The sequence below is a fragment of the Enterobacter sp. Li2LvB3 genome (assembly GCF_056156645.1).
The window spans coordinates 37,849-51,260 of sequence record NZ_JBSICG010000023.1 but is presented as its reverse complement, the minus strand read 5'-3'; the positions used below and the strand labels follow the sequence as shown (position 1 = coordinate 51,260).

The 13,412-nt window shown below is 53.6% G+C and carries 11 protein-coding genes; 2 read left to right on the top strand and 9 right to left on the bottom strand.

Translation table 11 applies throughout. The features are described 5' to 3' along the window. Positions 1-40: 40 nt before the first annotated feature. Positions 41-1,285: a mechanosensitive ion channel family protein gene (locus ACS603_RS18025; protein ID WP_474944672.1), complete on the top strand. Its 1,245-nt coding sequence runs from the start codon at positions 41-43 to the stop codon at positions 1,283-1,285. Between the two features lies 1 nt (position 1,286). Here the strand turns inward: ACS603_RS18025 and ACS603_RS18020 are convergent, their stop codons facing one another. The 9 genes from ACS603_RS18020 to ACS603_RS17980 form a co-directional block, all read right to left on the bottom strand. Continuing rightward, positions 1,287-2,258, bottom strand: a complete 972-nt coding sequence (locus ACS603_RS18020; protein WP_182059925.1) for a LacI family DNA-binding transcriptional regulator — start codon at positions 2,256-2,258, stop codon at positions 1,287-1,289. A 75-nt stretch (positions 2,259-2,333) separates the two neighbouring features. After that, positions 2,334-3,476: a Gfo/Idh/MocA family protein gene (locus ACS603_RS18015; protein WP_474944671.1), complete on the bottom strand. Its 1,143-nt coding sequence runs from the start codon at positions 3,474-3,476 to the stop codon at positions 2,334-2,336. After that, on the bottom strand, positions 3,469-4,494 hold the full coding sequence (locus ACS603_RS18010) for a sugar phosphate isomerase/epimerase family protein (RefSeq protein WP_474944670.1): 1,026 nt from the start codon (positions 4,492-4,494) through the stop codon (positions 3,469-3,471). The genes ACS603_RS18015 and ACS603_RS18010 overlap by 8 nt, the downstream gene beginning before the upstream one ends. A 15-nt stretch (positions 4,495-4,509) precedes the next feature. Continuing rightward, on the bottom strand, positions 4,510-5,748 hold the full coding sequence (locus ACS603_RS18005) for an MFS transporter (protein WP_474944669.1): 1,239 nt from the start codon (positions 5,746-5,748) through the stop codon (positions 4,510-4,512). Between the two features lie 230 nt (positions 5,749-5,978). Continuing rightward, entirely contained in the window at positions 5,979-7,367 is a 1,389-nt protein-coding gene (gene pheP / locus ACS603_RS18000; RefSeq protein WP_182059920.1) for a phenylalanine transporter, read from the bottom strand. Positions 7,368-7,469: 102 nt separating this feature from the next. Continuing rightward, positions 7,470-9,656 (bottom strand): TonB-dependent receptor, encoded by a 2,187-nt coding sequence (locus tag ACS603_RS17995; RefSeq protein ID WP_474944668.1) that lies wholly within the window; start codon positions 9,654-9,656, stop codon positions 7,470-7,472. Positions 9,657-9,709: 53 nt separating this feature from the next. Next, positions 9,710-10,789 (bottom strand): YncE family protein, encoded by a 1,080-nt coding sequence (locus tag ACS603_RS17990; RefSeq protein WP_474944667.1) that lies wholly within the window; start codon positions 10,787-10,789, stop codon positions 9,710-9,712. A 275-nt stretch (positions 10,790-11,064) separates the two neighbouring features. Further along, a complete protein-coding gene (locus ACS603_RS17985; protein WP_474944666.1) occupies positions 11,065-11,529 on the bottom strand; it encodes a hypothetical protein in 465 nt (154 codons plus the stop codon). After that, positions 11,516-12,298 carry a winged helix-turn-helix domain-containing protein gene (locus ACS603_RS17980; protein WP_474944665.1) on the bottom strand — a complete coding sequence of 261 codons (783 nt, stop codon included), beginning with the start codon at positions 12,296-12,298 and terminating at the stop codon, positions 11,516-11,518. The genes ACS603_RS17985 and ACS603_RS17980 overlap by 14 nt, the downstream gene beginning before the upstream one ends. A 574-nt stretch (positions 12,299-12,872) precedes the next feature. On the opposite strand from ACS603_RS17980, the gene ACS603_RS17975 reads away from it, so the two are divergent. Further along, complete coding sequence (locus ACS603_RS17975) at positions 12,873-13,313, top strand: winged helix-turn-helix domain-containing protein (RefSeq protein WP_474944664.1); 441 nt, start codon at positions 12,873-12,875, stop codon at positions 13,311-13,313. Positions 13,314-13,412: the final 99 nt, after the last annotated feature.

Here is a 13,412-nt window from a genome sequence, read left to right as displayed (position 1 = left end):
GCAGCCGCCATTATGGGGCTGCATCAATACAGGAGACGTTATGCAGGAATTAATTGCCCAGGTTGAAGAGTTAGGCATTGAAATTAATCACACCACATCCCTGGTGATAATCTTTGGTATTATTTTTCTTACTGCCATCGTAGTACATTTTATTCTGCACAAAGGGGTGCTGCGGGCATTTGAAAAACGTGCCCAGGCCAGTAGCCATTTGTGGTTGCAGATAATCACGCAAAATAAATTATTTCACCGACTGGCGTTTACCCTGCAGGGGATTATCGTCAACGTTCAGGCGGTATTATGGTTACAAAAAAGCAGCGACGCGGCTGAAATCCTGACCACCTGCGCAAAGCTATGGGTGATGGTATACGCCCTGCTCTCTTTCTTCTCGCTGCTGGACGTTATGCTTAAGCTGTCGCAAAAAATGGCGACTGCCTCTCAGCTACCACTGAAAGGGATATTCCAGGGGATAAAACTGGTCAGCGCAATCCTGGTGGGGATTTTGATTATCTCCCTGCTGATTGGTCAGTCGCCCGCCATTCTGATTAGCGGTCTGGGGGCGATGGCTGCGGTATTAATGCTGGTCTTTAAAGACCCAATCCTGGGGCTGGTGGCCGGTATTCAGCTTTCCGCCAACGATATGCTCCGGCTTGGCGACTGGCTGGAGATGCCGAAATACGGGGCAAACGGTACGGTAACGGATATCGGCCTGACCACGGTGAAAGTACGCAACTTCGATAATACGATAACCACCATCCCAACCTGGGCGCTGGTGTCTGATGCCTTTATTAACTGGAGCGGGATGTCGGCTTCCGGCGGGCGGCGGATTAAACGCAGCCTGAATATCGATACCACCAGCATCCATTTCCTCAGCGAGCAGGAACAACAGCACCTGATTCAGGCAAAACTGCTCAAACCTTATATGGCCGCACGTCATGAAGAAATCAGCGTGTGGAATGAGGAAAACGGCGAAGGCGAGTCAGTATTGAACCTGCGCAAGATGACCAATATCGGGACATTCCGTGCTTATCTGAATGAATATCTGCGTAACCACCCACGCATTCGTAAAGATATGACCTTAATGGTGCGCCAGTTAGCCCCCGACGCTAACGGTCTACCGGTTGAAATATATGCCTTTACCAATACCGTTATCTGGGCTGAATATGAAAATATTCAGGCCGATATTTTCGATCATATTTTCGCGGTAGTAGACGAATTTGGACTGCGCATTCACCAGTCGCCAACCGGGAACGATATTCGCTCGCTGGCCGGCGCACTGGCGAAATAAATCAGGAACTGGCGCGGGAAATAAAGCGCCAGTCCATCATCACCCTTTCCGTAGGCGCATCCGGGTTATCGATTTTATTCAGCAGCAAATCGACCGCCTTGCGCCCGATATCCCGCGAAGGTTGTTCGATTGTGGTCAGGGAGATCATGTCTGCAAGCTCCGTGCCGTCAAAACCCACCACGGCGATATCCTGTGGCACGCGCAGCCCCGCCTGCTCAATCGCCCGCAATGCACCAGCCGCCAGCGTGTCGGATACGGCAAAGACCGCATCCGGCGGGTTATCTACCAGCAGCTTTTGCATCGCGGACATCCCGGCTGCAGAGCTGAGATCGCGTGCGTATTCCACAACCTGATAATCCAGTTCGCGCAGATGCAGCACACTTTTATAGCCCCGCTCGCGCAGACGGGCATATTTGTAGCTTAAATCGTGGTTAATCAGGGCAATGCGTTTACGACCGCTGTCGGCAAGCTGGCTCACCACATGTTGCGAGGCATCGACATCATTGATCCCCACGCAGGATACCGATCCGGCATCTGCGTATTCGGCACACTGCACCCAGGGAGCGGCCCCGATCAGCGCTGAAAGTTCGGGAAGCTTAGAGAACGCATCCATGGTGATAATGCCATCAACAATTTTACCTGACAGCAGGCTTAAGCCTGAGCGGGAACGTTCGATATCAGAGCCGGAGTTGCACAGCAAAATGCGGTAACCGTTTTTTTCGGCCTCTTCTTCGATACCTTTTACCACTTCCGCGCAAAACGGGTTAGCGATGTTGGACACCATCACCAGGATCATGTTGCTGCGGGCGGTGCGCAGCTGGCGCGCCAGCAAATTAGGCTGGTAGTTGCTCTCTTTGATGGCTGACAGGACGCGCTCGCGGTTTTTTGCCTTTACGGTGTCGCTGTTATTGAGCACGCGCGACACGGTGGCCACAGACACGCCGGCAAGCTGAGCGATTTTCTGAATTGACATAACGACGACACATCCTGCGGTTAGCGTTTTATGCAGGCTATCATAAATTTGTTGCCCGGCGAACCGGGCAACACGTCATCGCTCAATACGCACCCATCGCTGTTGCTGATGGCTTTTTACTATTGCATCAATGATATACATCACATTCGCACCCTCATGGAAGGTGGCGAACAACGGTTGCTCCGGCATCCTCCCCGCCTGAACAGCGCGGTAGAACTGCGCCATCATATTTTTGAACGCGTCCGGCCAGCCTTCGATATGGCCCCCCGGGAAATGGGCGCTTTCCGCCGCATCCGGGCTCATTAAACCCGGATCGTCGCTCAGCAGCTGATTAGCCTGCGCGCGATGGCCAATCCACAGCCGTTGCGGCACTTCCTGATCCCACGCCACGGAGTGTTCACTGCCGTTGATCTCAAAGGTCAGGCGGTTTTTACGCCCGGCACTGACCTGCGAAACGTTAAAACTGCCTTTGCTGCCGTCATCAAAGCGAAACAGCACCGAGCCGAAGTCTTCGGTAGTGACCGGTTTATCCTCATACGCTGCCCGTTCGTCGTGGATGAAGGTTTGATTTCCCGCCACGCTGGCCTTACGCGTTGGCCAGACTATCGAGAGATCGGCCATCACTTCGGTTATCTGCCGCCCGGTAACAAACTGCACGGTATCGCACCAGTGGGAGCCGATATCGGCAACTGCGCGCGACGCCCCACCGAGAGCGGCATCAACCCGCCAGTTGTAGTCAGTTTCCAGCAGCATCCAGTCCTGCAAATAGCTGCCATGTGCAGCGAACAACCGCCCGATACGGCCTTCGCGCATCATGCTTGCCGCCTGGCGCACCATCGCAAACTGGCGGTAGACAAAGCTGACGCCATGGATCACCCCCGCCTGTTCTGCCAGTGCTACGAGCTCACGCGCCTCTTGCGGTGTCATGCACAGGGGTTTCTCGGAAAAGACATGCTTGCCCGCGCGTAAAATCTGGTGATTTACTTCTGCGTGCAGATGATTGGGCGTGCAGTTATGTACCACGTGCAAATCAGGGTGCGCCAGCAGCTCATCAACGCTGCCGTAGGCGTGGGGCACATTAAGCGCGCGCGCTTTTTCCTGCGCGAGGGCAAGCGAGCCATCGCACAGCGCCACAACCTGCACAAACCCCAGGCGGCGAAGCGCTTCAATATGGGCCGGGCCGATAAACCCGCTGCCGATAATACCGACATTAATCATTGCTGCCTCCTGCTGCAAAATCATCAAATGCACGCCCCGACACCGGAATAATGTGGCGGCGGATAAACTCGCTGCCCTCGCTCGCGCCGGTGTCGCCATCCTTCAGGCAACATTCCCACTCCAGCACCGCCCAGCCGTCGTAATCGTACTGCGTCAGCTTGCTGAAAATCCCCTTAAAATCAATCTGACCATCGCCCAGCGAACGAAAGCGCCCCGCCCGATTGATCCACGGCTGGTAGCCGCCGTACACGCCGCTGCGCGCGTTGGCCCTGAATTCGGCATCTTTAACGTGGAATGCCTTGATCCGCGAATGGTAGATATCAATAAAGGTCAGGTAGTCCATCTGTTGCAGCAGCATATGACTTGGGTCGTAGAGAATGTTGCAGCGCGGATGGTTGTCCACCAGCGCCAGAAAACGCTCAAAGGTCACGCCGTCGTGCAGATCTTCCCCCGGATGCAGCTCAAAACAGACATTCACCCCGTGTTCATCAAAGGTATCCAGAATCGGCCGCCAGCGACGTGCCAGCTCGTGGAACGCCTCCTGGAAACGCTGTTCATTATGCGGTGGCCACGGGTAGAAATACGGCCAGGCTAGCGAGCCGGAAAACGTTGCGTGCGCGCTCAACCCTAACCGGGACGACGCCATGGCCGCCTGTTTTACCTTCTCTGTTGCCCAGGCCTGGCGCGCCGCATCGTTGCCGCGTACTGCTTCTGGTGCAAAATGATCAAACGCCTCGCGATACACCGCGTTTACCGCCACCAGTTGCCCTTCCAGATGGGTCGAGAGTTCACTGATAACCAGCCCATGCTCGGCCAGCTTTCCGCTTATCTCGTCGCAATAAGTCTGGCTTTCAGCCGCCTTTTCCACATCAAAGATATGCGGATGGTTGCACGGGATTTGCAGCGCTTTATAACCCTTGCCTGCCGCCCAGCCCGCCAGCCCGTCCAGCGAGTTAAACGGCGGCTGCCCGCCGATAAACTGCGACAGAAAAATGCCCGGTCCCTTAATGGTTCTCATACCACCTCCTGAATGTTAAGCCTTGTCATCGTCATACCTGAACGTGAGAAGGAAAATCAGTGCAATCACCGCGGCCGCGACCGCCGGGATCCACCAGAACGCCACCCACGCCTGTGGCAGGGTTTGCCCGGCCACCAGTCGGCTGTAGAGTGCGCCCGAAATTTGCGAGCCCAGCAGCATCCCGATACCGTAAGTGAACATCACAATCATGCTCTGCGCCTGACCTTTCACTTTCTCCCCCGCTACACGGTCGGTATAGATAAAGCCGACCACGAAGAAGAAGTCGTAGCACACGCCGTGCAGCAAAATGCCCAGATAAAGCAGGAAGCGCCCTTCCTCACTCACCCCCAGCGCGAAGAAGGCGTAACGCACAAACCACGCCAACATGCCGACCAACAGCATGTATTTCACGCCCAGACGGCGGAACAGCAGAGGGATTATCAGCATGAAGACAATTTCCGACATCTGCCCGAACGACATGGCAGTACTGACGTCCGCAATTCCTGCATCGGCCAGATAAGACGCGGTATAGGCGTAGTACGTCCCGAGCGGCACGGAAATCAGCATTGCGCAGAGCGAGAAGATAAAGAAATGACGCGTTTTGAGCAGCGCAAAGGCGTCTGCGCAGAAGAGATCGCGCAGCTGTACCGGCAGCCCTTTCGCTGGCGCCGGGGTGTGCGGTAACGTCAGGCTATAGAGCGCCAGCAGCACCGAGCAGGTGGCCGCAATATGGAAAATGGTAACGCTGGACGCCACGCCGGTGACGCCGATAAAGATCCCGGCGACAATCCAGCCAATCGTGCCGAACACGCGCACCACCGGGAAGGTTTTATCGACATTCGCCAGGCTGTGAAAGGCGATGTTGTTGGTGAGCGCAAGTGTGGGCATATAGCAGAGCGTGTAGCCAAACAGCAGGCCAATCAGCAATGCGCCGTTTTCTGCAATCAGCACCCCTGGCACGAACCACAGGATAGCGGCCCCCGCCAGATGCATTACCGCCATCACCTTTTGCGAGGCAAAGAAGCGATCCACCAACATCCCGAGCACAAACGGCGAGAGAATAGAAGCAATTGGCCCTGCGGAGAACGCATCGCCAATCAGCAAAGACATGTTGTGCTGAGTCATCACCAGACCGAGCGTGACCGACCAGCTACCCCAGATAAAAAACTGCATAAACATCATTAACGACAGCCGTGGCACAAGAAGCCGGTGCTGTACTATCGCCTTTTCACTACTTTCAGTTGTTGACACCATGATGAGCCTCACCCAGAAAAAGTAATCGATTACAAAACAGTTCAAATGGAAAGTAATCGATTACAAAATAAAGATCCTGTGGATCGAAACAGAAATGGGAGGGGGGTCACGATAAAGGCGGGAGTGGTGAGTTGTAGGCCCGGTAAGCGAAGCGCCACCGGGCTTTAAGGCAAGTACGGTCAGGTGCCCTCACCCCGGCCCTCTCCCACAGGGAGAGGGAGAAAAGCAGATCACTTCTTACGTGACAGCTTAAACGCCACAAACAGGAACAACACCCACACTGGCAGCAGCATCGCGGAAAGACGCATGTCGTCGATGGTGCACATCAGCACGAGGATCAGCCCCAGGAAGGCGATACAGATGTAGTTCCCCGCCGGGTAGAACAGCGCCTTGAACTGGGTGTCGCGCCCCTTGCGACGCATTGCCGCGCGAAAACGCAGGTGCGCCAGGCAGATCATTATCCAGTTCAGCAGCAGCGTGGCGACAACCAGAGCCATCAGCAGGCCAAAGGCCTCTTTTGGCAGCAGATAGTTGATCAACACCACCAGCGACGTGATTGCGCCAGAGAGCAGCAGCGAATTCACTGGCACACCACGATGGCTGACGCGGGTTAAGAATTTCGGCGCATTGCCCTGTACAGACAGGCCAAACAGCATTCGACTGTTGGAATACACACCGCTGTTATAGACCGAAAGGGATGCCACAAGAATGACGAAGTTCAGCGCTGAAGCCACCACGTTGCTGTTCAGATCGTGGAAAATCATCACAAACGGACTGCTGTCGGATTTGACTTCTACCCACGGATAGAGCGCCAGCAGCACCACCAGGGAACCGATGTAAAACAGCAGGATACGGTACACCACCTGGTTCACGGCTTTGGGGATGCTTTTATGCGGATCCTGCGCTTCAGCCGCGGTAATCCCAATCAACTCCAGCCCGCCGAAGGAGAACATAATCACCGCAAGCGACAGGATAAGCCCCTTCCAGCCCGTTGCCAGGAAACCGCCGTGCTGCCACAGGTTATCGATGGTTGCACGCTCGCCACCGTGGCCAGAGAACAGCAGCCACAGGCCAAAACCAATCATGCCGATAATCGCCAGCACTTTGATCAGTGCAAACCAGAACTCGGTTTCGCCGTACAGGCGCACGTTCACCAGGTTAACGGCGTTGATAATGATGAAGAAGGCCGCAGCCCAGATCCACGTCGGCACGTCCGGCAACCAGTACTGCATATAGATGCCTGCGGCGGTCAGCTCAGCCATACCCACCAGCACGAACATCACCCAGTAGTTCCAGCCGGACAGGAAGCCTGCAAACGGCCCCCAGTATTTATAGGCAAAGTGCGCAAATGAGCCTGATACTGGCTCCTCGACGACCATCTCGCCAAGCTGGCGCATGATCAAAAAGGCGATAACCCCGGCGACACCGTAACCCAGCAGCACTGCCGGGCCAGCCATCTGAATAGCAGGGCCGATGCCGAGAAACAACCCGGTACCGATTGCACCGCCGAGGGCAATTAACTGGATATGTCGATTTTGCAAACCACGTTGCAGCGTCGGATTATGTTCCGACGAGGCTTCGGCGCTCTCACTGCCCGAAGCGGATGACGCGTCTTTCACGTCCTACCCCTGTCTCTTTTTTAGAAGGGGCACGTTTTAACACTTCATGCTGGTGGTAGCAAGGGATTGGGGCATCCTTGCCCCTGATAACGAGGGTGGAACTCAGAACTCGTAGCCAACCGAGACTTTAAAGGTCCGGGGTTCGCCTTGAGTGATATACGTACCGGAATCATCAACAGACGCCCAGTAGTTTTCGTTGGTGACGTTGTCGATGCCCGCACGAAGGGTCATCTGGTTTTGATTCTGGTTAACCGCAAAACGGTAGCGCATCCCCAGATCCAGGGTGGTGTAGCTGTCCAGCTTTTTGGTGTTGGCCAGGTCTGCATACTGCGTGCCCGAGTGGTTCACGCGCGCGGTTGCCGTCAGCCCGTCAATGGGTTTGATGTCGTACTCAGCACCCAGCACCGCATAGAAATTCGGTACGCCGATGGCATCGTTGCCCTGATTCAGACCGTTGTTGGTCTTGGTCAGCTCCGCCTGTAGCCAGGTGGCGCTGGCGTTGAGACGCATCCCCAGCATTGGCTCGCCAAAGACATTCAGCTCAACCCCGCGGTTACGCTGCTCGGCATCCAGACCATAGTGTTTGGTCACGCTGTCGAGAATGGCCGATGGCATTTTGATTTCAAACAGCGCCAGAGAGCCTCCCACGCGACCGAAGTCGGCTTTAACCCCCACTTCGTTCTGCTTTGAATGGACGATCCCGGTGCTCTGGCCGTAGTTGGTTGCCGTATCTGGCGCGGTTTTACCCGGCTGCAATGCCTCGGTGTGATTAGCGTAAAGCGAGATCTCATTCCACGGCTTATACACTACGCCGTAGGTTGGCATCCAGCGGCTGCCGTCGAAGCCATCCGCGTCGTTTTCTGCCCCGGTGATTTTGTTATAGCCACGGATCACCACCTTCTGATGACGGGCACCTGCGGTGAACAGCAGCTTGTCATCCAGCACGCCGAGTGTGTCACTGAACAGCCAGCCCTGAGAGCGGGTGCGACCGCTGGTCAGTGGGTCACTGTAATCGCCGCCAGATCCGTTGAAGTTGGTGCTGTCTGGCGCGTCCACGCCGGTGTTGTGATAGATGTTGGTGTACGGGTTATCCGCCGCCTTCGACATCTTCCACGCAATTTTTTCGTTTTTGGTCTGCGCGGAATATCCCACGTTTACCTTATGCGAGACGAAGCCGGTACTGAAGTTGCCGCGAATGCCCGCCATACCGCTGACCGAGTCGCTGATGCGGTTTGTGTCCAGTCGGCTCACAATCGCCCGGCCGCTTTTGTCGAGGATCTTCGGTGCGCTGTATAAACCTTCTTCGTGCGCGTGTTGCGCGCCGAGGCCGGTGTATGCCGTCCAGTTATCGGTGATGTCGTATTCGCTACGCCACATCCCGAATTCGTTTTCGATATTGCTGTAAGCCCATTTCTGCGAAATGTTGCTGTCATTTTTCGGTGGCTCAGGAATGAAGTCTACTGCCGAAATGTTGACGCTGGTCGGGCTGCCGTGGAAGGTCTTCTTCTGATAACCCACATCCAGCGAGGTGCGGAAGTTATCGCCTTTGTAATCCAGGCCAGTCGACAGCAAGGTGGTACGGCGACGATCGTTCGCCACGCCGGTTTCCCCTTCGCGATGGACCAGGTTCACCCGCGCGCCAAACTGATCGCTGTCACCGAAACGACGACCGGCATCCAGAGTGGTACCAAACTGCGAATCAGAGGTGTAATCCACGCCAACTTTCGCCTGTGGGGTTTCGCCTGCGTGTTTTGGTTCAAGGTTGATCATCCCGCCCACGCCAGAGCTTGCCGCACCGTTCATCAGGGAGTTTGCCCCTTTGAAGATCTCGATACGATCCACCATCTGCGCATCAACCACCTGGCGCGGCAGCACGCCGGACAGGCCGCCAAAGGTCATGTCATCACCATCAAACTTCAGGCCGCGAATACGGAAGCTTTCTGCACTGTTACCGTATCCCTGAACGTACTGCACACCCGCGTCGTTGGCGACCACATCGGCAATGGTTTTCGCCTGCTGATCTTCAACCAGCTTCGCGGTGTAGCTGACCAGGTTAAACGGTACGTCCATGGCATTCTGCTGGCCGAGCATCCCCATGCGTCCACCGTTTGCCACCTGCCCGTCAAGGAAGGCAGGCACCAGCTGATCGCCGCCCGGTTTGAACGTGTCTGCCGAAGCCGACTGAACGACAATGGTGTCTTCATTTTTGTTATCCGCCGCAAAGGCGGAGTGTGTAACCGCGCCAATGGCAAGCGCCAGCAGCGTTTTGTGCATTGTGGTGTTGGTCATAATTAACTCATTAAAAGTACGCGCAAAATTGGCCCGTGAACGGGCCTTAGAATTTAGTTAAGCGAAATACGAACGACGCTGTCCGGCCCGTTTGTTGAGTGGTCTTTGTTGAAAGCCTGTTTAACGGTGACGTACAGCGTCTGGCCATCTGCGGCCAGCAGCAGGCTGTTTGGGTTCGGCGGCAGATCCCATGATTGCTTCACGGCGTAGGTGGTGGCGTCCAGGCTCAGCAGTTTTCCGCTCTCACGCTGGGTGATGTACAGCTCATTGCGTCTGGCGTTGAACTTCACCGCCAGCGAGTCGCCGATATCCAGCTGTTTGATAACATCACCGGTGCGGATATTGAGCACCAGCGTGGTTTTGGCTTTGGAATTATCCGTGACGAACAGGCGCCCGGTGGCCTTGTCTTCGGCCAGATTCAACAGCAGGGCTGGCTTGCTGCCCAGCGGCTTCCAGCGTTTTTCGATTTTATTGGTGTGCGGATTGATGACGAGGATCTCGCCGCCGCCGTTGGCTGCATACAGACGGTCTGTCTGTTCAGACCACAGTAACCCGGTGACCCACTGGCCGGCATTTTTGATGGTTTTTTTCAGCTTCAGGGTTTCGGCGTCTATCACCCAAATCACACCCGGATCGCCCACGCCCCCCACGAACAGCGTGCCGTCGTGCAGCAGAATTTCACGTGCACCAAACGGGAAGCCCTCTTTGTTGCGCTCGGTGAACATCAGGCGTTTTTTGACTTTGCCGTCCGCGGTGCTGATGGCGCTGATACCGCCGTCCAGCGAGTTCGTGACGTAGACCGTTTGCCCGTCAGGTGCGATGGTCATCGCGAAGTTTTTCAGATCCGTATGGCTGCGGCCAAGGGTTTTCAGCGTGGCGGGATCAAGTTTATAGACCACACCGCCCTGCACATCCTTAAAACCTTCAGAACTGGCAACAAACAGCGCATCGCCCTTCTTATTGAGCACCATTTCGTACAGACCATCGGCCAGTTCACGTTTGAGCACGCCGGTTTTATCAGGCGTGGTTACGGTCTTCTGGACAGCAGGTGCCGGTATGGCCGCCTGTTGTGCGGCACAACCGGAAAGAGAGACAGCAACAACCAATGCCAGCGCAGACACTTTTGGGGTCATCAGGAACATCCTTTACCGTTCAAGAGAAAGTCAGGCGGGAAATTGCGTCGTATGTCGCTAAGCGATCTGATTGTGTTGACAGGCTGTAAGGCCAGTGCAAAGTCCACCGTAATTACTCAGTGTTCCTTGTGAGTCAGGCACTCACTGCTGATGCGGGGGCGTCCGTCGTTGCCGCAAACACTAAAGAGAATGAGAACTATACTCATTATCTTTGTGTGATCAAGTGTAAATATGCGTAACGCCTTAAATTAAAAGAGCAGGATGATGAGGGTTATTCACCCTTTGGTGCAGTAAAACGCGGGGGAATTTCCGAAACTAAAGAGGTAGCTGGAGGCATTTACCGGGACAATCTCCACGCTGATACCGTGGTCGCGGTGATGGAAAAAGTCAGGAATATAACGGCGGAAAGGTTCGTCTTTTTTTGGCAGCTCATTGGTATCGCTGGAGACCATAATGACCTTGCCCTCTTCATACCAATAGTTAAACGCAATTTTATTACTAATGGTTAACGGCGACTGGCCCGGCTGGCGATATTCTCCCGTTGAATCATAAACGCCTGTTCCGTTATGAAAAGCAAACGTCATGATGGAATCAACCTGCGAATCACCATCGACAATGGTTAAATGGCTCTCACAGGTAAAATTATTCCGCTGATAATGAACATACCAGGCATAAGTTAACGGCGTAATAATCGCCAGAATAATAACAATCCAGCGCGTTACCCGGTTATTCATTCTCATGGTATTCCTCCCGGTACATGATGGAATCACATTGTGCACCTGCAATGTCTGGCTGTTTATCGCAAACAATCACCGAAGTCCCATTCTGATAACGGTTGAGCGTCATATAGGCCACCCCGCCCTCACTACATTGAATGGGGTAACGCTTAATCAAGGTGGTAAAGAACCGCTGGCTTTGTGTTTTATCATGCCAGGACGAGTAAACGTCGCACCCTTGCGTTTTACCGATCGGCTGATAATTTTCAAATCCGCCGCGCGGTTCTTGTAGCTGAAAATACAGCACGATGCAGGAGACGATAAATACCAGCCCGGCTATGCCATACGCGATATTCTCCGGGAGAAAACGACGACGTTTTTTTATATCCGCAGTTGGTAAAGCAATACCGTTATCGACAGTCTCCACAGCGGCCGGCGCGATAAAGGCGTCGAGCGTTCCGGTCTGGATCTGCGCTATTGATTTAAAACCCTCCTTTGGCACCGTCTGAACAATATTATCTTCCAGCCCCACCGTTTTCAGCGCTTTGCGGATGGAGGCGATAGTCTGATACAGCGCATTGGTGGTGACGATCGCCCCCTGCTTTTCCCAGACTGCGGCGAACAGATAGCGCTGGGTCAGGACTTCGCCGTTGTGCTGCAGCAGCTGTAGCAGGCACTCACTCACCGGGCCATGCAGAACCACGGCACGCTCAGGGTAACCGGTAAGCGGGCATAGCCGACGCTTGTCCGGCTCAAAAAGCACTGAGCCATTTAACAGGAAGACAGGCTTCATGACGCGCCTGCCGGTAGGGAACACGGGTGGAATACATTCATCATTGTTATGTTGTCGCGTCCGTTTACGATTTCTGATTCAGAATTATGTTTTTCATTATCAGCAAGTTATTTCACATAAAATGCCACATCCTGCCTGTTTGTACCCTTTATGTGCCCCTGCTTAATCAGTATAAATCATTTAACTTCACTCCTCTTTGTTAGCGGGAAAACCTACTGTCAGCGGCAACACAACAGGTCTGTCGGCGCAGCGTATCACTTGCCAACGAGACAGAGAGATGTGCTAACGCTTTTGAAAAATACGCATTTTAATGTTGAGTCATCACCCAGGTATAAAAAATCAGAGCAAACAAGAAACGAATCACAAAAAATCAGTTTTTAGCACTAAAAATATAACTTAAATCGACAAATACTCCATGAATGGGTGATGCACAACCGGTTTCTCATAGCGCACAGGGTTGTGTATTGGAAAGCATTGATAGCAGCCATATAATCCACCACATAAACGGTGTGGATTATCTCAATGCTTATATGTAGGGGTGCATGTCAGTTTTAATTTAATGTGGGTAGAAGATATGGGCTATCGTCTATATGGATTTATGATCGGTGATGAAATTCATTTCGATATTTCTAATCGCAGGCTATACAGACTCACAGGTAGCCATACCGATAAAAGCATCGCATTTGCGTCTATTTATTTTAATGAAACGATGCTACGGCTCTTTCTTTTTCTGCTGGAGAACGGCAGAACGAAACCGGTCACTAAAGAAGAGTTATTTGAAAAAATATGGGAGGCGCACAACCTTAGCCCCTCGACACAACGATTATGGCAGGTCCTGCACAATCTTAATAACAAGCTCAGTCTGCTTGGCATCCCCGACGATTTTATTCGCAATATTAAAGGGCGTGGTTACATCATCAATTATCCCGATGTAATCCCCGTTTATTACAGAATGAGCGAACTCCCGGCTCATTCCGTTAAAAAAGAGGAGAAGACAGATACCCTGAGTGAGTGATGTCAACCCAGGTGTTTGCCCTGACCACGAGAGTGCGAAGGGCTTTTTTTTCGCCTGACGCCTTAATGATGATAGATAAGCATAAACCCGTTGATCGCT

What these genes read in the sequence shown, in the direction of transcription:
- ACS603_RS17975 (WP_474944664.1), top strand. Translation starts at nt 12,873, where the DNA reads ATGGGCTATCGTCTATATGGATTTATGATCGGTGATGAAATTCATTTC.
- ACS603_RS17985 (WP_474944666.1), bottom strand. Translation starts at nt 11,529, where the DNA reads ATGAGAATGAATAACCGGGTAACGCGCTGGATTGTTATTATTCTGGCG.
- ACS603_RS18025 (WP_474944672.1), top strand. Translation starts at nt 41, where the DNA reads ATGCAGGAATTAATTGCCCAGGTTGAAGAGTTAGGCATTGAAATTAAT.
- ACS603_RS18010 (WP_474944670.1), bottom strand. Translation starts at nt 4,494, where the DNA reads ATGAGAACCATTAAGGGACCGGGCATTTTTCTGTCGCAGTTTATCGGC.
- ACS603_RS17990 (WP_474944667.1), bottom strand. Translation starts at nt 10,789, where the DNA reads ATGACCCCAAAAGTGTCTGCGCTGGCATTGGTTGTTGCTGTCTCTCTT.
- ACS603_RS17995 (WP_474944668.1), bottom strand. Translation starts at nt 9,656, where the DNA reads ATGACCAACACCACAATGCACAAAACGCTGCTGGCGCTTGCCATTGGC.
- ACS603_RS18015 (WP_474944671.1), bottom strand. Translation starts at nt 3,476, where the DNA reads ATGATTAATGTCGGTATTATCGGCAGCGGGTTTATCGGCCCGGCCCAT.
- ACS603_RS18005 (WP_474944669.1), bottom strand. Translation starts at nt 5,748, where the DNA reads ATGGTGTCAACAACTGAAAGTAGTGAAAAGGCGATAGTACAGCACCGG.
- ACS603_RS17980 (WP_474944665.1), bottom strand. Translation starts at nt 12,298, where the DNA reads ATGAAGCCTGTCTTCCTGTTAAATGGCTCAGTGCTTTTTGAGCCGGAC.
- ACS603_RS18020 (WP_182059925.1), bottom strand. Translation starts at nt 2,258, where the DNA reads ATGTCAATTCAGAAAATCGCTCAGCTTGCCGGCGTGTCTGTGGCCACC.